The organism is Streptomyces sp. NPDC012935, assembly GCF_042900345.1.
Taxonomy (GTDB): domain Bacteria; phylum Actinomycetota; class Actinomycetes; order Streptomycetales; family Streptomycetaceae; genus Streptomyces.
Window position 1 is genome coordinate 316,289 of the sequence record NZ_JBIBBC010000001.1, and the last position, 18,199, is coordinate 334,487.

The 18,199-nt window shown below is 72.1% G+C and carries 15 protein-coding genes and 1 pseudogene; 13 read left to right on the plus strand and 3 right to left on the minus strand.

The annotated features are described in order from the left end of the window. Positions 1-72 precede the first annotated feature (72 nt). From egtA to ACFY5C_RS01360, 5 genes are all read left to right on the plus strand, one after another. Positions 73-1,377 (plus strand): ergothioneine biosynthesis glutamate--cysteine ligase EgtA, encoded by a 1,305-nt coding sequence (egtA, locus tag ACFY5C_RS01340; RefSeq protein WP_389439160.1) that lies wholly within the window; start codon positions 73-75, stop codon positions 1,375-1,377. Then, on the plus strand, positions 1,374-2,693 hold the full coding sequence (gene egtB / locus ACFY5C_RS01345; RefSeq protein ID WP_389439162.1) for an ergothioneine biosynthesis protein EgtB: 1,320 nt from the start codon (positions 1,374-1,376) through the stop codon (positions 2,691-2,693). Before egtA ends, egtB begins: the two co-directional genes overlap by 4 nt. Further along, the gene (egtC, locus tag ACFY5C_RS01350; RefSeq protein WP_389439164.1) at positions 2,693-3,487 is read left to right on the plus strand and encodes an ergothioneine biosynthesis protein EgtC; all 795 of its coding nucleotides are present in this window, start codon (positions 2,693-2,695) and stop codon (positions 3,485-3,487) included. The genes egtB and egtC overlap by 1 nt, the downstream gene beginning before the upstream one ends. Next, the gene (egtD, locus tag ACFY5C_RS01355) at positions 3,484-4,446 is read left to right on the plus strand and encodes an L-histidine N(alpha)-methyltransferase (protein WP_389439166.1); all 963 of its coding nucleotides are present in this window, start codon (positions 3,484-3,486) and stop codon (positions 4,444-4,446) included. Before egtC ends, egtD begins: the two co-directional genes overlap by 4 nt. Before the next feature lie 66 nt (positions 4,447-4,512). Next, positions 4,513-4,728, plus strand: coding sequence for a dodecin (locus ACFY5C_RS01360; protein WP_389439168.1), 216 nt, complete (start codon positions 4,513-4,515; stop codon positions 4,726-4,728). A 26-nt stretch (positions 4,729-4,754) separates the two neighbouring features. Here the strand turns inward: ACFY5C_RS01360 and ACFY5C_RS01365 are convergent, their stop codons facing one another. Further along, positions 4,755-5,246, minus strand: coding sequence for a hypothetical protein (locus ACFY5C_RS01365; protein ID WP_389439170.1), 492 nt, complete (start codon positions 5,244-5,246; stop codon positions 4,755-4,757). Positions 5,247-5,417: 171 nt separating this feature from the next. Between ACFY5C_RS01365 and ACFY5C_RS01370 the strand changes: the two genes are divergently transcribed. The 7 genes and pseudogenes from ACFY5C_RS01370 to ACFY5C_RS01400 form a co-directional block, all read left to right on the plus strand. Next, positions 5,418-5,951, plus strand: coding sequence for a DUF485 domain-containing protein (locus ACFY5C_RS01370; protein WP_389440634.1), 534 nt, complete (start codon positions 5,418-5,420; stop codon positions 5,949-5,951). After that, a complete protein-coding gene (locus tag ACFY5C_RS01375; protein WP_389439172.1) occupies positions 5,945-7,549 on the plus strand; it encodes a cation acetate symporter in 1,605 nt (534 codons plus the stop codon). The genes ACFY5C_RS01370 and ACFY5C_RS01375 overlap by 7 nt, the downstream gene beginning before the upstream one ends. Before the next feature lie 74 nt (positions 7,550-7,623). Next, entirely contained in the window at positions 7,624-7,794 is a 171-nt protein-coding gene (gene rpmF / locus ACFY5C_RS01380) for a 50S ribosomal protein L32 (protein ID WP_389439173.1), read from the plus strand. Positions 7,795-7,799: 5 nt separating this feature from the next. Beyond that, positions 7,800-8,981: a GTP-binding protein gene (locus ACFY5C_RS01385; RefSeq protein ID WP_389439175.1), complete on the plus strand. Its 1,182-nt coding sequence runs from the start codon at positions 7,800-7,802 to the stop codon at positions 8,979-8,981. Between the two features lie 75 nt (positions 8,982-9,056). Continuing rightward, positions 9,057-10,730, plus strand: a complete 1,674-nt coding sequence (locus tag ACFY5C_RS01390) for a LuxR C-terminal-related transcriptional regulator (RefSeq protein WP_389439177.1) — start codon at positions 9,057-9,059, stop codon at positions 10,728-10,730. 131 nt (positions 10,731-10,861) lie between these two features. Further along, on the plus strand, positions 10,862-12,247 hold the full coding sequence (locus ACFY5C_RS01395; RefSeq protein ID WP_389439179.1) for an FAD-binding oxidoreductase: 1,386 nt from the start codon (positions 10,862-10,864) through the stop codon (positions 12,245-12,247). Positions 12,248-12,305: 58 nt separating this feature from the next. Further along, positions 12,306-13,280: pseudogene (locus ACFY5C_RS01400) on the plus strand (LLM class flavin-dependent oxidoreductase); the annotation flags it as partial. A 96-nt stretch (positions 13,281-13,376) separates the two neighbouring features. Here ACFY5C_RS01400 and ACFY5C_RS01405 read toward each other — a convergent pair. Continuing rightward, positions 13,377-14,693 (minus strand): phytase, encoded by a 1,317-nt coding sequence (locus ACFY5C_RS01405; RefSeq protein WP_389439181.1) that lies wholly within the window; start codon positions 14,691-14,693, stop codon positions 13,377-13,379. Positions 14,694-14,862: 169 nt separating this feature from the next. Between ACFY5C_RS01405 and ACFY5C_RS01410 the strand changes: the two genes are divergently transcribed. After that, positions 14,863-17,196, plus strand: a complete 2,334-nt coding sequence (locus ACFY5C_RS01410) for an ABC transporter (protein WP_389439183.1) — start codon at positions 14,863-14,865, stop codon at positions 17,194-17,196. Here the strand turns inward: ACFY5C_RS01410 and ACFY5C_RS01415 are convergent. Beyond that, positions 17,186-18,196: a lysophospholipid acyltransferase family protein gene (locus tag ACFY5C_RS01415; protein ID WP_389439185.1), complete on the minus strand. Its 1,011-nt coding sequence runs from the start codon at positions 18,194-18,196 to the stop codon at positions 17,186-17,188. The genes ACFY5C_RS01410 and ACFY5C_RS01415 overlap by 11 nt on opposite strands. Positions 18,197-18,199 lie beyond the last annotated feature (3 nt).

An 18,199-nucleotide genomic window follows, 5' to 3' on the forward strand; every position in this document is an offset into this window, starting at 1 on the left:
GGGACGAGTGTGCCGGCCCGCCCACAAGATCCGGGCCGGGCGGCATCGTGGACTCTCAGGAGGATCCAAGACATGTCAGATTCGGTGAGCGACTGTACGGAGCAGCCGCGCTCCGCAGTCACCGAAGCCGAGGTGGAGGCCCTCGTCAGGGGCATCTGCTTCAAGACCGGCCCGCCCCGCACCCTCGGGGTCGAAGTGGAATGGCTGGTACACGAGCTGCACAGCCCGCAGCTCCCCGTGACACCCGAACGACTCGAAGCGGCCTACGCCGCAGTACGGACCGTGCCCCTGAGGTCGGCGCTCACCGTCGAACCCGGCGGTCAGCTGGAGCTGAGCTCCCCGCCCGCCACCTCGCTGATGGAGTGCATCGGTACCGTCTCCGCCGACCTCGACGCCGCCCGCGCGGTGCTGCGCGAGCAGGACCTCGGTCTGGTCGGCATGGGGAACGATCCCTGGCACCCGCCCCGCCGTTACCTGCGCCAGCCCCGCTATGACGCCATGGAGGCGTACCTGGACCGGGCGGGCCCGGCCGGCCGCGCCATGATGTGCACCTCGGCCTCCGTGCAGGTGTGCCTGGACTCCGGATACGAGGAGCCCGGCCCGCTCGGGCACGGACGGCGCTGGTGGCTGGCACACCAGCTGGGCGCGGTCCTGGTCGCCGCCTTCGCCAACTCCCCACTGGCCGCCAGCGAGCCCACGGGCTGGCTCTCCACCCGGCAGCTGCTGTGGATGGAGATCGGCCCGGGCCGCGCGGGCGCACCTCCGCTGGACGGCGACCCGCGGGTCGCCTGGGCGCGGCACGTCCTGGACGCGCCGGTGATGTGCGTACGGCAGGACGGCGGCCCGTGGGACGTCCCGGACGGGCTGACGTTCCGGGAGTGGACCAGGTCGGGAGCGCCGAGGCCACCGACGCAGGAGGACCTCGACTACCACCTCACGACACTGTTCCCGCCGGTCAGACCGCGGGGCCATCTGGAACTGCGCATGATCGACGCGCAGCCGGGCGAGGACGGGTGGATCGTGCCGCTCGCCGTGACCACGGCGCTCTTCGACGACCCCGAGGCCGCCGAGACCGCCTACCGCACGGTGAAGCCGCTGGCCGAGCGCGGCATGTCGCTGCCCGCCCCGCACAACCCGCTGTGGCTCGACGCGGCCCGCTCGGGCCTGGCCGACCCCGAGTTGCAGGAGGTCGCGGACACCTGCTTCGCGGCGGCACTGGAGGCGCTGCCCCGGCTTGGGGCCACGGCCGAGGTCACGAACGCCGTCGCGGCGTACCGGGACCGCTATGTCAGCAAGGGCCGCTGCCCCGCCGACGACCTGCTGGACGAGCTCTACGGCACGGACCGCACCCTGCACGGGAAGGACGACCGGACATGACCGACCCCGCCCACGACGCCGACACGCTCCGCGAGCGGGCACTGACCAGCCTCACCACCGCCCGTGCCCGGACGACCCTGCTGACCTCCTGCGTCGAGGACCCCGACCTCACCGCCCAGCACTCGCCGCTGATGTCCCCGCTGGTGTGGGACCTCGCGCACATCGGCAACCAGGAGGAGCAGTGGCTGCTCCGGACGGTCGCCGGGCGGGAGGCGATGCGGCCCGAGATCGACGGTATCTACGACGCCTTCGAGCACCCCCGCGCCGCCCGCCCCACCCTGCCGCTGCTGCCGCCGACCGAGGCCCGTCACTACGCGTCCGAGGTGCGCGGACGGGTCCTGGACCTGCTGGAGAGCACCGCTTTCCACGGGACGCGACTGACCGAGGCGGCCTTCGCGTTCGGGATGATCGCGCAGCACGAACAGCAGCACGACGAGACGATGCTGATCACCCATCAGCTTCGCAAGGGCCCGCAGGCCCTGACCGCCCCCGACCCGGATCCGGCACCCTTGATGACGGGCCCGTCCGAAGTCCTGGTTCCCGGCGGCCCGTTCACGATGGGCACCTCTACCGAGCCGTGGGCGCTGGACAACGAACGCCCGGCACACCGGCGCGAGGTGCCGCCGTTCTACATCGACACCACACCGGTGACGAACGCCGCGTACAAGGCGTTCATCGAGGACGGCGGCTACGACGACGACCGCTGGTGGACGCCGGAGGGCTGGGCGCACATCCGCGGGAACTCGATCCACGCCCCGCTGTTCTGGCGCCGGGACGGCAAGCAGTGGCTCCGCCGCCGCTTCGGCGTCACCGAGGTGGTACCGCCCGACGAGCCCGTCCTGCACGTGTGCTGGTACGAGGCGGACGCCTACGCCCGCTGGGCCGGGCGCCGGCTGCCCACCGAGGCCGAGTGGGAGAAGGCCGCCCGCCACGACCCGGCCGGGGACCGCTCGATGCGCTACCCGTGGGGCGACGACGATCCCGGACCGGAGCACGCCAACCTCGGCCAGCGGCATCTGCGCCCCGCCCCGGCCGGCAGCTATCCGGAGGGCGAATCGCCGCTCGGCGTACGGCAGTTGATAGGTGACGTGTGGGAATGGACGGCGAGCGACTTCCTGCCGTACCCGGGCTTCCAGGCGTTCCCGTACAAGGAGTACTCGGAGGTGTTCTTCGGGCCGGAGTACAAGGTGCTGCGCGGCGGCGCGTTCGCCGTGGACGCGGTCGCCTGCCGGGGCACCTTCCGCAACTGGGACTACCCGATCCGGCGGCAGATCTTCTCCGGGTTCCGCACGGCCCGGTCCGCGGGGGACGTCTGATGTGCCGTCACCTGGCCTATCTGGGCCCCGAGGAGCCGCTCGGCAAACTCCTGGTGGAACCCCCGCACGGCCTGTACCGCCAGTCGTGGGCACCTCGGCGGCAGCGGTACGGGACCGTCAACGCCGATGGTTTCGGGGTCGGTTGGTACGCCGAGGGGGACCCGGTACCGGCCCGGTACCGCCGGGCCGGGCCCATCTGGGCGGATCCGTCCTTCGCCGATCTGGCACGGGTCGTACGCAGCGGCGCGCTGCTGGCCGCCGTACGGGACGCGACGCTGCCGGGCGCCGATCAGGAGGCCGCGGCGGCGCCGTTCGCCGCGGGTCCCTGGCTGTTCAGCCACAACGGCGCGGTGAGGGGCTGGCCGGGCTCGCTCGCGCCGCTCGTCCCGACCCTGCCCGCGGTGGACGTGCTGTCGATGGAGGCCCGCAACGACTCGGCGCTCGTGTGGGCACTGGTCCTCGCGCGGCTGCGCGGCGGCGACGAGGAGGGGCAGGCGCTGGCGGACACGGTTCTGGAGGTCGCCGAGGCGGCCCCCGGTTCCCGGCTCAACCTGCTGCTCAGCAACGGCGAGGCCATCGCCGCGACCGCCTGGGGCGACACCCTCTGGTATCTGACCCGGCCCGGCGGCGGCACCGTCGTGGCCTCCGAGCCGTACGACGACGATCCGCACTGGCAGGAGGTCCCCGACCGGACCCTCCTCGCGGCGAGCCGCACCGACGTGCTGCTCACCCCGCTCAAGGACCCGAGCGAACCCCTGCAACCCTCCGCAGCACCGAAGGAGCCCAGCACGTGAGTCCGTTCCTTCTCACTCGCAACCTGCCCGAGGACGCCACCGACGCCGCACTGCGCGCCGACGTCCTCAAGGGCCTGACGAGCACGCCCAAGACGCTGCCGCCGAAGTGGTTCTACGACGCGCAGGGCAGCGAACTGTTCGAGAAGATCACCGAGTTGCCCGAGTACTACCCGACGCGCGCCGAGCGCGAGATCCTCGTCGACCGGGCCGGCGAGATCGCCGCGGCCACCGGCGCCCGCACACTGGTCGAACTGGGCTCCGGCTCCTCGGAGAAGACGCGGTACCTGATCGACGCGCTGACGGCACTGCACACGTACGTCCCCGTCGACGTCAGCGAGAGCGCGCTCACGCAGGCCGGGCAGGCGCTCGCCGAGGAGCGGCCGGAGCTCGACGTGCACGCGCTGATCGCCGACTTCACCGGTGGGCTGACGCTGCCGGAGACGCCGGGGCCCCGGCTGGTGGCGTTCCTCGGCGGCACGATCGGCAATCTGCTGCCGGCCGAGCGTGCCGCGTTCCTCGTCTCGGTGCGGTCCCTGCTCTCCCCCGGTGACACGCTGCTGCTCGGCACCGATCTGGTCAAGGACGAGCGGGTCCTGGTCGAGGCGTACGACGACGCGGCCGGGGTGACGGCCGCGTTCAACAAGAACGTCCTGGCGGTGATCGACCGCGAGTTGGGCGCCGACTTCGATCCGGCCGCGTTCGACCACGTCGCCGTGTGGGACGCGGACCACGAGTGGATCGAGATGCGGCTGCGCTCCCGAGCGGCGCAGACGGTGAAGGTATCCGCGCTGGGCCTCGCCGTCGACTTCGCGGCGGGCGAGGACATGCGCACCGAGGTGTCGGCGAAGTTCCGCAGGGACGGTGTCCGCGCGGAACTGTCGGAGGCCGGGCTGGAGCTGGCTCACTGGTGGACGGACGCCGAGGGTCGCTTCGCGCTGTCACTGAGCGTGGCGCGGTGACGGACGGCTCGCGCGATGCCCCGCCTTGGGGCACCGTGGAGTGACGCGTGTGAGAGGAGCACCCACATGTCGAACCACACCTACCGGGTCACGGATATCGTCGGCACCTCGCCGGAGGGCGTGGACCAGGCCATCCGCAACGGCATCGAGCGTGCCTCGCAGACCCTGCGCAACCTGGACTGGTTCGAGGTGACCGAGGTGCGCGGCCAGCTCGACAACGGGCAGATCGCGCACTGGCAGGTGACCATGAAGGTCGGCTTCCGCCTGGACGAGACCGAGTAGCAGGCCCGGTAGCAGGCCCGGCCCCCTCAGGTCCGCCCCTCCCGCTCCTGCGCCACCTTCAGCGCTGCGGACGGGGCGGACCAGCGTGCCCGTACGACGGTGAACCCGGCCCGTTCGGCGTCCTCGCAGACCAGCTCGTCGTCGTCCACCAGGACCCGGATCTCGTGGGTCCGGGCGAGGCGGCGCAGGGTCTCCAGCTTGGTGCGCCGGGCGGGCCGCCGGTCGTCGTTGCGCCGCATGTACACGCGCCCCTCGGGCAGCCCGTGCGCGGCGAGCCAGTCGAGCGTGTCGCGCCGGCAGCGCTCGGGCCGGCCGGTCAGATAGCGGACCTCGCACTCCTCGGCGCTCTCCCGCGCCAGCGCGACGCCCTCCGAGAGGGGCGGGTCGTCCGGTGCGGCCCCGAAGAAGCCGTCCCAGTCACGCGGCTTGCGCTCCAGGAAGTGCTGCCGGTGCGCCGTGTCGGCGAGGGTGTTGTCCAGGTCGAACACGGCGAGGGGGCGGTCCTTGCTGTCGGTCACGTCCCTCACCCTAATCCGGGGCCCGGGATGGAGACAGTCCGGCCCGGAGGTATGGTCCGGACTAATTCACCGACAGCCGTTATCCGCATGTTTCACCTGATCGCCGAAAAACATGAGGGGCGCGAATGCGCCACCGCGGGGCGGCAATTCACGTCGACGGTTGATTGCTCAATGAGAGCGCTGTCATACTCCGGCTTCCGGCTTTCGCCGCCCGCCACCCGTCCCCCATCAGGCCCGCACTCCCCAGTGTGTTCGGCATGCCGCAGCGAAGAAGGTGCGCCTGTGCCCGACTTTTCACCATGGCACGACAAATCTCTCACATTCAGTTCGCCGGTTAAGGGTCCGGTACCGTCCAAACGAATATCCGAAGACCCCGAATTTCACTCACTTCGCCGCGCCCAGCGCAGGTTCGGCGTGCGAGCGACGATCCTTTCGGTCGGCGGATTCCTGCTGTACGTACTGCTGTCGCATGCCGCTCCCGCCCTGATGAACCAGCGTCTGACCGGCGACCTCACCCTCGGCCTCGCGCTGGGTCTCGGCCAGTTCGCCGTGATGGGCGTGACGGCCTGGTGCTACGTACGGCACATGCGCACCCGGGTCGACCCCCTGGCCCGTGGCCTGGCCTCGCGACTGCGGCAGCAGGAGCTGGGGTCCCCCCACGCCACAGCGCCGCACGGCGAGGCCGGGGGGCACCCCACGTGGTGACCGTGTCCGCAGGCATCGTCGACCGGTTCAGCCTCAACCTGACGTTCGTGCTCTTCCTGTCGGTCGTCGTGGTCACGCTGTTCATGGCGCTGCTGACAGCCCCTCAGCGCGACGAGATCAGCGAGTTCTACCTCGGCAACCGCACCATGTCCCCGCTGCGCAACGGCCTGGCGATGTGCGGCGACTACGTGTCGGCCGCCACCCTGCTGGGCAGCACCGGACTGGTCGCGCTCAACGGCTACGACGGTCTGCTGTACCTGGGCGGGACCGTCGTCGCCTGGATGATGGTGCTGCTGCTCGTCGCCGAACCCCTGCGCCGTGCAGGGAAGTTCACCCTCGGTGACACCCTCGCCCTGCGGCTGCCACGGATGCAACGCCCGGTCAGGCTCGCCGTCGCGATGTGCACCCTGGCCATCACGACGCTGTACCTCGTCGCCCAACTCGTCGGCAGCATCGCCCTGTTGACCCAGTTCACGGGCGAACCCAGTGCCGCGACACGGACCCTGTGCGTGATCGTGATCGGCACTGTCGTCATCGTGTACGCCGCGATCGGCGGCGCGCCCGGCGCCACCGTCATTCAGATCATCAAGGCCGTGATGCTGGTGGCGGGCGTGACGGTCACCGCGGTCATGGTGCTCAACCACTACGACTGGAACCCGGGCGCCCTGCTGTCCGCTGCGGCGAACCACAGCGGCACGGGCACGCAGTTCCTCGAACCCGGACTGCGCTACGGCGTCAGCACGACCAGCAAGCTCGACTTCTTCAGCCTGGAACTGGCGATCGTGCTGGGCCTCGCCGCCCTCCCCCACGTACTGATGCGCCTGCTCGCGCCGCGCAGGATCGACGTGCTGCGTTCCTCCCTCGTGTGGGCGGTGGGTCTGGTGGGCCTGGTCTGCCTCGCGGCCGGCGTCCTGGGCCTCGGCGCCACCGCCATCGTCGGCCGGGAGACCATCGCGGAGACGGACCACAAGGGCGACTCCGCCGTCCTGCTGCTCGCCAACGCCCTCGGCGGCGGCATCCTCACCGCGCTGTTGTCCTGCCTCGCGTTCGTCACACTGCTCGCGGTCGCGGCCGGCCTCACGCTCGCCGCCGCCTCGTCCCTCGCCCACGACCTGTACGGCGAAGTGATCCGCAAGGGGCGCGCTAGTGAGACCGAGGAACTGATGGTCGCCCGGCTGTCCGCGGTCGTCATCGGCGTCCTCGCCATGATGCTCGCCCTCGTCTCCTGGGGTGCCAACACGGCGACGCTCGCCTTCCTCGCCTTCGCGATGGCGGCGTCCGCGATCCTGCCGACGATCGTGTACACCCTCTTCTGGCGCCGCTTCACGGGCCAGGGGGCGCTGCTCAGCCTCTGGGGCGGCCTGGTGTGCTCGGTGCTGCTGGTGGTGTTCTCCCCGGTGGTCTCCGCCACGCCCGGCTCCTTCTACCCGGACTCGGACTTCGCCTGGTTCCCGCTGCAGAACCCCGGCATCGTCTCCATCCCGGCGGGCTTCCTCCTCGGCTGGCTCGGCACGGTGCTGAGCGACCGCCGGCAGCCGCGGGACGACGCCGCTTACGAGGAGTTCGAGGTGCGGATGCTGGTGGGCGCCCAGGAGTGACTCCGGAGCGCAATTGTTAATGGGATCCATTTTCATATAGCCTCCTCGGTGTTCACCGACCGAGGAGGTCCGTCATGGCTGTTCCCAAGCGGAAGATGTCCCGCAGCAACACCCGCCACCGCCGCGCCCAGTGGAAGGCGAGCACCCCGCAGCTCGTGCCCGTCACCATCGACGGCGTCAGCAACCTCGTGCCGCAGCACCTGGTGAAGGCGTACGAGCGCGGGCTGCTGCGCCCCGAGGGCTGACCGGGATGCCGTACGACCGCCGTCTGCCCGTCACCGTCCTGTCCGGCTTCCTCGGGGCGGGCAAGACGACCCTGCTCAACCACGTCCTGGCGAACCGCGAGGGACTGCGTGTGGCGGTCATCGTCAACGACATGAGCGAGATCAACATCGACGCCGCGCTGGTGCGGGGCGGCGAGGCCGCGCTGTCGCTGACCGAGGAACGCCTGGTCGAGATGACCAACGGCTGCATCTGCTGCACCCTGCGCGACGACCTGCTGGAGGAGGTCGGCCGGCTGGCACGTGAGGGGCGCTTCGACCATCTCCTCATCGAGTCGTCGGGCATCTCCGAACCCATGCCGGTGGCCGCCACCTTCGCCTTCGCCCGCGACGACGGAGCCGCCCTCGACGACGTCGCCCTCCTGGACACCATGGTCACGGTGGTCGACGCCGCGGGCTTCCTGTCCGAGCTGGACAGTGGCGACGAACTCGCCGAGCGCGGCCTCGACCAGTACGAGGAGGACGAGCGCACCGTCAGCGATCTCCTTGTCGACCAGGTCGAGTTCGCGGACGTCATCGTGCTCAACAAGCTGGACCTGGTAGACGACGAGACGGCGGACCGGCTGCGCGCGGCACTGCGCCGGCTCAACCCCGGCGCGCGGGTCGTCGACGCCGTACAGGGGCAAGTGGCACTCCAAGAGGTGCTCGGCACGCGGCTGTTCGATCTGGAGCGCGCCCAGCAGGCCCCCGGCTGGGTGAGGGAGCTCAACGGCGACCACGTTCCGGAGACCGAGGAGTACGGGATCTCGTCCACGGTGTTCCACGCCGAAGTGCCCTTCCACCCCGGGCGGTTGTGGAACTTCGTCACGGTGGAGCTCGACAGCGGAGCCTACGGGAAGGTGCTGCGGTCCAAGGGCTTCTTCACCCTCGCCAGCCGCCCGCACGTGACGGGGCTGTGGTCGCAGGCCGGCTCCGTCGCCCGCTTCGAGCCCAGCGCCGCGCGCGACGCCGACGCACCGTACGCGCAGGAGCTGGTCTTCATCGGCACACATCTGCACGCGGAGGCGCTCCGGACCGCCCTGGCCGACTGCCTCATGGCCGGCGACGAGGGCCTCCCTGCCGCCGACCCGTTCCCGGGCTGGGACACGTACGGCATCGACGACGCCTGCGACCACGAGCACGCGGCACCGCTCCAGGTGGCCGTTCACTGAGTCCCCCGGGCGCCCGGCCTGCCTATCCTGGTGAGGGGCCGGTCCTGCTCGCGCAGCGCGAGAAGGGAGCCGTGGGTGACCGAACAGACGATCGACAGGGCGGCCGCGGACATCTTGCGGCAGGCCAGGGACGCCGCCGCCCATGAGGCGTGGGCCGAGGCGTACCGGCTGCTGGGCGGCTTGGACGCCACCTGCCTCACCCCCGACGACCACGCCGCGTTCGCCGATGCCGCCTGGTGGACAAGCCGTGTCGAGGAGTCGATCGGCCGGCGGATGCGGGCCTACTCCGGCTATGTCGCGGCGGGCGCGCTTCGGCAGGCGGGGCTCATGTCCTGGCTGCTGTTCTACGAGCACCAGCTCGCGGGGCGCACGGCCCTGGCCGCCGGCTGGCTGCGCCGGGCCCGGCGGCATCTGGGAAGCGAGCCGGAGTGCGTCGAGCAGTGCTACCTCGCCTGGGTCGATGCGCGGGACGCTCAGGAGCGCGGTGCGTTCGACGACGCGATGGCGGCGGCCCGGGGCATGGCCGGGATCGCGCGGCGCTGCGGCAGCCCGGATCTGCTGGCCATGAGCGTGCAGGCGCAGGCCGGCGTCCTGGTGGCTCAGGGGCGCGTCGGTGGCGGACTCGATCTCCTGGACGACGCCATGTGCTCGGCCATGGCAGGTGAGCTCAGCTCCTTCTTCACCGGCTGGGTCTATTGTCTGGGCCTCCAGCAGGCCATGGCCTGCGTCGATCTGGAACGCGCCGCCGAATGGACCGACGCGGCCATGCGGTGGTGCGCGGCGATGCCGGCCGAGAACAACTACCGCGGACTGTGCCGAGTGCACCGGGTCGAGGTGCTGGAGCTGCGCGGCAGCTGGCCCGAGGCGGTGACCGAGGCCGAGCGGACCTGCGAGGAACTGCTGCCGTACGAGCGGCGGATGGCCGCCGAGGCGGTCTACCTGGTGGGCCAGATCCAGCGGCGGCGCGGAGAGCTCGCGGCGGCCGAGAAGTCGTACGACCGTACCCACGAGCTCGGTCGCGACCCGCAGCCCGGCCTCGCCCTGCTGCGGCTTGCCCAGGGGAAGGCCGACGCCTCGGCCACGGCCCTGCGGCTGGCCGTAGCGGGTGGAGCCGAGGCCGGCGGTCTCGAACGATGCAGACTGCTCGCGGCCCAGGTGGAGGTGTGCCTGGCACTGGGCCGGACGGCCGAGGCGCGCACCGCGGCCGACGGACTCCAGGCTCTGGCCCGGGACTGGCAGCGGCGGTGCGGCTCGGATGCGACCCTGCTGCACGCCGGCGCCGCGGCGGCCTGCGGCGCGGTGGCCTTCGCCGCCCGTGACCTCGACCGGGCGCTGCCCCTGCTGCGCCGGGCGCTGGCGCTCTGGCTGGAGCTTCGGGTGCCGTACGAGGCCGCCCAGGTGCGGATGACCCTGGCCGCCGCCGACCGGGCCGCCGGGGACGAGGATGGTGCCCGGATGGAGTTGCGGGCCGCGGAGCAGACCTTCCGGCAGCTCGGTGCCGTACCCGACGCGCGCCGGGCGGCGGCCCTGCTCGCCGATGTGCGCCGACGGCAGCCGGGCGGGCTCACCGAGCGCGAGATCCAGGTGCTGCGGCTGGTCGCCGCGGGCTGCACGAACCGGGCCGTCGCCGCGGAGCTGATGATCAGCGAGCACACCGTCGCCCGGCACCTCAACAACATCTTCGCCAAGCTCGACGTGTCCTCGCGGGCCGCGGCGACGGCGTACGCGTACAAGCACGGCCTCACGTGACGCGCATGGGCCGTTTCGCCCATGCCCGGTCCGCCGGGATGGGCGGTTCCGGCGATGAGCGCGCCCCCGGTACGCGTGTACACCGGAGGTGTCATTCCTTCCGACCCAGGAGTGGAGAGCAGGTGGCGGCCATGACCACCTACACACCGACCCTCGACCACAACCTGTTGGAGCGGCTGCGCGGATCCGTGCGCGGTGACATCGTCGTGCCCGGCGACCCGGGCTACGACGAGGCCCGCAAGGTCTACAACGCGATGCACGACAGGCGGCCCGCGATCATCGTGCGGGCGGTCGACGCAGGCGATGTGATCGCCACGGTGGACTTCGCCCGCGACCAGGGCGTGCCGCTCGCCGTGCGTGGCGGCAGCCACAGCGTCCCCGGCTACGGGACGTGCGACGGCGGTGCCGTCCTCGACCTCGGCCTGATGCGCGGTATCCGGGTCGATCCCGAGACCCGTACCGCCTGGGTCGAGGGCGGCTGCACCTGGGCGGACGTCAACCACGCCACGTACGCCTTCGGTCTGGCCACCACCGGCGGGATGGTCTCCACGACCGGCGTCGGCGGCCTGACGACGGGTGGCGGCATGGGGTATCTGGCCCGCCGCTGCGGTCTGGCCTGCGACAACCTGGTCTCGGTGGACCTGGTCACGGCCGACGGATCCTTCGTGACCTGCACGGACAAGCAGCACAGCGACCTGATGTGGGCGGTGCGTGGCGGCGGCGGCAACTTCGGGGTCGTCACGTCCTTCGCGTACCGGCTGCACCCCATCGCCGACGTCCTCGGCGGACCGACCTTCTTCCCGCTCGACGGCGACGTGATCCGCCGCTACCGGGAGCTCGTCGCCGAAGAGGACGAGAGGCTCGGAGCCACCCTCGTCGTGGGCCTCGGACCTCCCGTGCCGTTCCTGCCCGAGCGCTGGCACGGGCGGCCGCTGTGCGGCGTGATCACCTGCTGGACCGGGCCGCAGGACGAGGATGAACGGATCCGGGACCGGGTCGCCTCCCTCGGGCCGGTGCTGGGCCGGCACCTGGAGCGCATGCCCTACCCGGTGATCAACACCCTCTTCGACGACCTGGTGCCTGCCGGGCTGTACCACTACTGGAAGGGCGCCTTCACCCAGGGACTGCCGGACGGAGCCGTCGACGCCTTCGTCGAGTACGGCGCCACCACGCCCTCGATCCAGAGCGTGACCGTGGTCTTCCCCATCGACGGGGCCTGCCACCGCATCGAGCCGGAGGAGACCGCCTTCTCCTACCGGGACGCCGACTACTCGATCGCGCTCAGCCCGACCCTCACCACCCGGGAGGACTGCGAGGCCGAGAAGGCCTGGGTGCGCCACTTCCACCGGGCGCTGGAACCGCACTCCATGGGAGGCGCCTACGTGAACTTCATGGACGGCGACGACCAGGACCGCGTACGGGCCAACTACCGCGGCAACCACGCGCGCCTGACCGCCCTGAAGCGGCGCTACGACCCGGGCAACCTGTTCCGTCTGAACCACAACATCGCGCCATGAGGGGGGCCGCCGGCCAGTGGGCGAGGAATCCTGCGCGCGCTGCGGTGTTGAAGCTTGCATGAGCTCCGCGATCGCCCAGACCCGCTTCTCCGTCCTCGACCGCTCCCGCACCCGCGAGGGCCACCCGACCGGGGCAGCGCTGCGTGACACGGTACGGCTGGCGCGGGAGCTGGAGGAACTGGGCTACCACCGCGTCTGGGTCTCGGAGCACCACGGTGTGCCCGGCGTCGCCGGCTCGGCGCCGACCGTGCTGGCCGCCGCCGTCGCCGCCGCGACCCGCACGATCCGGGTCGGTACCGGCGGGGTGATGCTGCCCAACCACCAACCCCTGGTCGTGGCCGAGCAGTTCGGGGTGCTGGAGTCCCTCTTCCCCGGCCGTATCGACATGGGCCTCGGGCGATCGGTCGGCTTCACGGACGGCGTCCGCAAGGCGCTCGGGCGGGACAAGGGGGACGCCGAGGACTTCGCGGCACAGATCCGGGAGCTGCTCGACTGGTTCCGTGGCACCTCGCCGACCGGGGTGCACGCACGGCCCGCCGAGGGCCTTGCCGTGCCGCCGTTCGTGCTGGCGATGGGCGAGGGAGCGGACATCGCGGCGCGCGCCGGGCTGCCCATGGTCATCGGTGATCTGCGGAACCGGGAGAAGATGCGGCGCGGGATCGATCACTATCGCGACCGCTTCCAGCCCTCCGCCTGGGCCAGTGAGCCGTACGTCGTCATCTCCGGCACCGTCGCCGTGGCCGCCTCGCCCGAGGAGGCGCGGCGACTGCTCGTCCCGGAGGCCTGGGCGATGGCGTACTCGCGCACACACGGCACCTTCCCGCCACTGGCTCCCGCCGAGCGCATCGAGGCGTCGGCCATGACCGCCAAGGAGCGCGGCTTCTACGAGGGCGGCCTCGCCGGGCACATCGCGGGCACGCAGGAGCAGGTCGCGCACGAGCTGGAGACGGTGCTGAAGGAGACTCAGGCGCAGGAGGTACTGGTCACGACGAGCACGTACGACCGTGAGGCGCTGCTGGACTCCTACCGGCGGGGGGGGGGGGGGGGGGCGGGGCGGCCCCCCCCCCCCCCCCCCCCCCCCCCCCCCCCCCCCCCCCCCCCCCCCCCCCCCCCCCCCCCGGCCGGGACGTCAGTCCGTGTCGCGCGGATCGAACGACTTGGTGTCGATCGTCAGCGGCTTCGGGAACGCGGTCGCCACCGAGTCCCACCGCGTGAACTTGAAGTTGGTGCCCTCCCGGTCCCCGTCGGCGGGCGCGGCCTCGCCGTCGTGGGTGACGAGCAGGCCCTTGGGGAACGAGCCGCCGAGCGGCACGTTGACCACGGCGGCGCCGTCGGAGTGCTGCACACCGTCGGTGGCGGCGCTGTCGGTGACGGCGAACGAGCCGAGGTAGGCGTTGCGGCCCTGGCGCTCGTACACGGCGAAGGTGTTGTCGCCCTGGCTGGAGGCGAGCAGGTATCCCTTGCCGTCGGCGGCGTGGTAGATCGCGGCGCCCTCGGCGTCGGCGCTCAGGTGCTCACCGCCGAACCCCGGGTCGCCCGCGGTGTCGATGACGCACTCCTCCTCCTCGGCGTCATACGTCCACGGAGTGCCGTACTCCCGCACCCGGTCGATCAGCTCGGGCCGGCCGAACTCCTCGTCGTCGAGGTCGACCCGCCACAGCCCGACGTCCTCCTGGGCGGCGTACAGGACGTGCTCCTCCTGGTCGACGACCATGCCCTCGACCTGCGCGTGATCGCCGGGGTCGGCGCACGGCGTCCAGCTCTTGCCGTTCGGCAGTGTGAAGGAGCCGGGCAGGTCGAGGGTGTCCTCGGCCTTGTAGCCGACGCGGCCGTTCCGGTCCTCCAGCTGCAGCAGCCGTACGCGGGTCTCCGAGCGGCGCGACACGGCCACGTAGACGTTGTCGTCGTCGCTGAAGGCGGCCAGCCCATAGGCGGTGCGCTGGTCGTCGACCTCGGCCTCGCTCGCGGAGAAGACCGGCGCGGCGCCGGCCGCCGTCACGTCCTTCAGCGGGGGCCTGCCCGCCGCCACCGCGGCCGGGTCGATCGCGTAGGCCCGGACACGATCCCGGCCGCGGTCGCTGACCAGGGCCAGGTCGGTCTTCTTGCCGCCCAGTTCGAAGCCGTAGACGACGTCGACGTTGTTGAAGCGGCCGGGCGCGGCGTCCTCGCCGGGTGCCGCGGGCGCGGCGATGTGCTGGAGCCGCTTGCCGTCGAGGCCGTAGACGTCGAGACCGGCCTCCTTGAGGGTGCTGATCACGAGGCTGCGGCCCGCGTTGTGGGGGTCGACCCAGACGGCCGGGTCGTCGGCGTCGGCGTTGCCGCCCGCCTCGTCGTCGTACACGACGGGGGTCTCCACGCGAGCGGAGACGGAGACCGGCTGCGGGGCGGACGCGCCCGTGACCATCAGCAGCGCGGCGGTGAGAGTGCTCAGAGCTGAGGCGCTCACGATACTCCTCGGTAGGAAGAGAGACTGGCGAGACCGTATGGGGGGCCGGTGTGGGCGAGCCGACGGCATCGTGAACAGCAGGTGGCTCCTGCGACCCGTGCGCCCCGTTCGTTTAGAATTGCGGGGTTTGCCCACGACACCGACGCGCATCTTCCGGAGCCCTCACCCCATGCACTCCCCGCACGACCCCTACGTCCGCGTCCGCGGCGCCCATGAGCACAACCTCAAGGGCGTGGACGTCGACATCCCGCGGGACGTGCTGGCCGTGTTCACCGGTGTGTCCGGGTCCGGGAAGTCGTCGCTCGCCTTCGGCACGATCTACGCCGAGGCCCAGCGCCGCTACTTCGAGTCGGTCGCGCCGTACGCGCGCAGGCTGATCCACCAGGTCGGTGCGCCGAAAGTCGGCGAGATCACCGGGCTGCCACCCGCCGTGTCCCTCCAGCAGCGCCGCTCGGCGCCGACGTCCCGCTCCTTCGTCGGCACGGTCACCAACCTCTCCAACTCCCTGCGGATGCTGTACTCCCGCGCCGGCGACTACCCGCCGGGCGCCGAGCGGCTCGACTCGGACTCCTTCTCACCGAACACGGCGGCCGGTGCCTGCCCGCAGTGCCACGGGCTCGGGCAGGTGCACCGTACGACCGAGGAGTTGCTGGTTCCCGATCCGGGGCTGTCGATCCGCGACGGCGCGATCGCCGCGTGGCCGGGTGCCTGGCAGGGCAAGAACCTGCGCGACATCCTCGACGCGCTCGGCCACGACGTCGACCGGCCCTGGCGCGAGCTGCCCGCCGAGGAGCGGGAGTGGATCCTGTTCACCGACGAGCAGCCGGTCGTCACCGTGCACCCGGTGCGCGACGCGGACCGGATCCAACGGCCGTACCAGGGCACGTACATGAGCGCCCGCCGGTACGTCATGAAGACCTTCGCCGACTCCAAGAGCCCGACCCTCAGGGCGAAAGCGGAGCGGTTCCTCGCCGCCGCGCCCTGCCCGGCGTGCGGCGGCAGCAGGCTGCGGCCCGAGGCGCTGGCGGTGACCTTCGCGGGCCGGACGATCGCCGATGTGGCCGCGCTGCCGCTCACGGAGCTGGCGGGGTTGCTCGAGGGTGGCTCCTCGGAGGCGGCCCGTGTCCTCACCGAGGACCTCAAGTCCCGTATCGGGCCCGTCGTCGAGCTCGGTCTCGGCTATCTCAGCCTCGACCGCGCCACGCCGACGCTCTCGGCGGGCGAACTGCAGCGCCTGCGGCTCGCGACGCAGCTGCGGTCCGGGCTGTTCGGTGTCGTGTACGTCCTGGACGAGCCGTCCGCGGGACTGCACCCGGCGGACACCGAGGCGCTGCTGACGGTGCTGGCGCGGCTGAAGGCGGCCGGGAACACGGTGTTCGTGGTCGAGCATCACCTCGACGTCATGCGCGGCGCCGACTGGCTGGTCGACGTGGGACCACAGGCGGGTGAGCACGGCGGGCAGGTGCTGCACAGCGGGCCGGTGGCGGAGCTGGCGGCGGTCACGGAGTCGGCGACCGCGCGCTTCCTGTTCGACGGCTCCCCCGCCGCAGTACGCCAAGTGCGCGTCCCACGGGGCCAGTTGAGGGTCGGGCCGGTCACCCGGCACAACCTGCGCGGCGTGACCGCCGAGTTCCCGCTCGGTGTGTTCACGGCCGTCACCGGCGTCTCGGGTTCGGGGAAGTCGACGCTCATCGGCGAGATCACCGAGGACCTGGTGGGGGTGGGACGCCTGGTCTCGGTCGACCAGAAGCCCATCGGGCGCACGCCGCGCTCCAACCTCGCCACCTACACCGGCCTCTTCGACGTCGTGCGCAAGGTGTTCGCGGCCACCGACGAGGCGCGGGCGGGTGGCTACGGCGTCGGGCGCTTCTCGTTCAATGTCGCGGGAGGCCGCTGCGAGACCTGTCAGGGCGAGGGGTTCGTCAGCGTGGAGCTGCTGTTCCTGCCGAGCACGTACGCGCCGTGCCCGGACTGCGGCGGGGCGCGCTACAACCCCGAGACGCTGCAAGTGGCGTACCGGGGACGGAACATCGCACAGGTGCTGGACCTCACGGTCGAGGCGGCGGCGGAGTTCTTCGCGGACACCCCGGCCGTGGCCCGCAGCCTCGGTGCGCTGCTCGACGTGGGTCTCGGCTATCTGCGTCTCGGGCAGCCGGCCACCGAGCTGTCCGGCGGTGAGGCCCAGCGCATCAAGCTGGCGAACGAGTTGCAGCGCGGCCGGCGCGGCCACACCCTCTATCTCCTCGACGAGCCGACGACCGGACTCCACCCGGCCGACGTCGAGGTGCTGATGCGCCAGCTGCACGGGCTCGTCGACGCCGGGCACACCGTCGTCGTGGTCGAGCACGACATGTCCGTGGTCGCGGGCGCGGACTGGGTGATCGACCTGGGGCCGGGCGGCGGTGACGCGGGCGGACGGATCGTGGCGGCCGGCCCGCCCGCCCAGGTGGCGCGGGCGAGCGGCAGCGCCACGGCACCGTACCTCGCCCGGGTCATGCCGTGAGGGGCTCGGGCGACGGGACGGACGGCGCCTCTTCGACGACGGCGGCGGGTACCGCCCGGATGCCGCCCTTCGCCGGGCGGGCCACGGACCGGGACGGGCGGGGGACCTGGACTCGATGCGCCCCGAGCAGCGCGGACACCTCGGCCGCGCGGGCCAGTGACCGGCGGTCGGGACGGCTGCCCGGCGCTATCGGCTCCCGTACGTCCGCCTCCGCGACCAGCTCGCGTGCCCGCACCACCCGCCACACCGAGGTGAGCAGCGAGTCCGCGCCGACGAACGCGGCCGCCGTGCTGGGCGAGCCCTGGGCCGTCCGGTAGCGCAGGCGGACCGGCTGGACCGGGACGCCCGCGTCGAGGGCCGCCTGGAACGCGGCCCGGCGGAAGTGGCCCTGGGCCCGGCCGCACCACGTGCTGCCCTCGGGGAAGACCGCGACCGCTTCGCCGGCCCGCAACGCCTCGGCGATCCGGGCCACCGTGTCGGGCAGTGCGCGGATTCGGTCCCGGTCGATGAACAGGGCTCCGCTGCGGGCCGTCATCCACCCCGCCACCGGCCATTGACGGATCTCCGACTTGGCGAGCATCCGGGCCGGCCGGACGGCGGCGAGCAGCGGGATGTCCAGCCAGGAGACGTGGTTGGCGACGAGCAGCAGCCCGCCTTCGGACGCCGCGCGGCCGTCGATCCGTACCTGGACGCCCGCGGCCCGTACGACCCAGCGGGACCAGCGCCGGACCTGTCCGCCGGGTATCCGCCCGCCGAGCGGGGTGAGCAGGAATCCGATGGTCAGCAGGAGCAGGACCGCCGCGATCCGCAGGGCGGCCAGGGGTACGGCCCTGGCCGGTCGCGTCGCGTCCACGCACCCCTGGGGGGTGCAGGGGGCGCTGGGCCGCCAGAGAGTCGCCACCTCGACGGGATGGGCGAGTGCGGCCGGTGCGCCGGTCGTCCGGGCCTTGGCAGGGGTCGCCGTGGGGATTCCGACGGCACCGAGGGAGGGGGTGCTCATGGC

What these genes read in the sequence shown, in the direction of transcription:
- egtA (WP_389439160.1), top strand. Translation starts at nt 73, where the DNA reads ATGTCAGATTCGGTGAGCGACTGTACGGAGCAGCCGCGCTCCGCAGTC.
- egtB (WP_389439162.1), top strand. Translation starts at nt 1,374, where the DNA reads ATGACCGACCCCGCCCACGACGCCGACACGCTCCGCGAGCGGGCACTG.
- egtC (WP_389439164.1), top strand. Translation starts at nt 2,693, where the DNA reads ATGTGCCGTCACCTGGCCTATCTGGGCCCCGAGGAGCCGCTCGGCAAA.
- ACFY5C_RS01360 (WP_389439168.1), top strand. Translation starts at nt 4,513, where the DNA reads ATGTCGAACCACACCTACCGGGTCACGGATATCGTCGGCACCTCGCCG.
- ACFY5C_RS01370 (WP_389440634.1), top strand. Translation starts at nt 5,418, where the DNA reads ATGAGAGCGCTGTCATACTCCGGCTTCCGGCTTTCGCCGCCCGCCACC.
- rpmF (WP_389439173.1), top strand. Translation starts at nt 7,624, where the DNA reads ATGGCTGTTCCCAAGCGGAAGATGTCCCGCAGCAACACCCGCCACCGC.
- ACFY5C_RS01385 (WP_389439175.1), top strand. Translation starts at nt 7,800, where the DNA reads ATGCCGTACGACCGCCGTCTGCCCGTCACCGTCCTGTCCGGCTTCCTC.
- ACFY5C_RS01395 (WP_389439179.1), top strand. Translation starts at nt 10,862, where the DNA reads ATGACCACCTACACACCGACCCTCGACCACAACCTGTTGGAGCGGCTG.
- ACFY5C_RS01410 (WP_389439183.1), top strand. Translation starts at nt 14,863, where the DNA reads ATGCACTCCCCGCACGACCCCTACGTCCGCGTCCGCGGCGCCCATGAG.
- ACFY5C_RS01415 (WP_389439185.1), bottom strand. Translation starts at nt 18,196, where the DNA reads ATGAGCACCCCCTCCCTCGGTGCCGTCGGAATCCCCACGGCGACCCCT.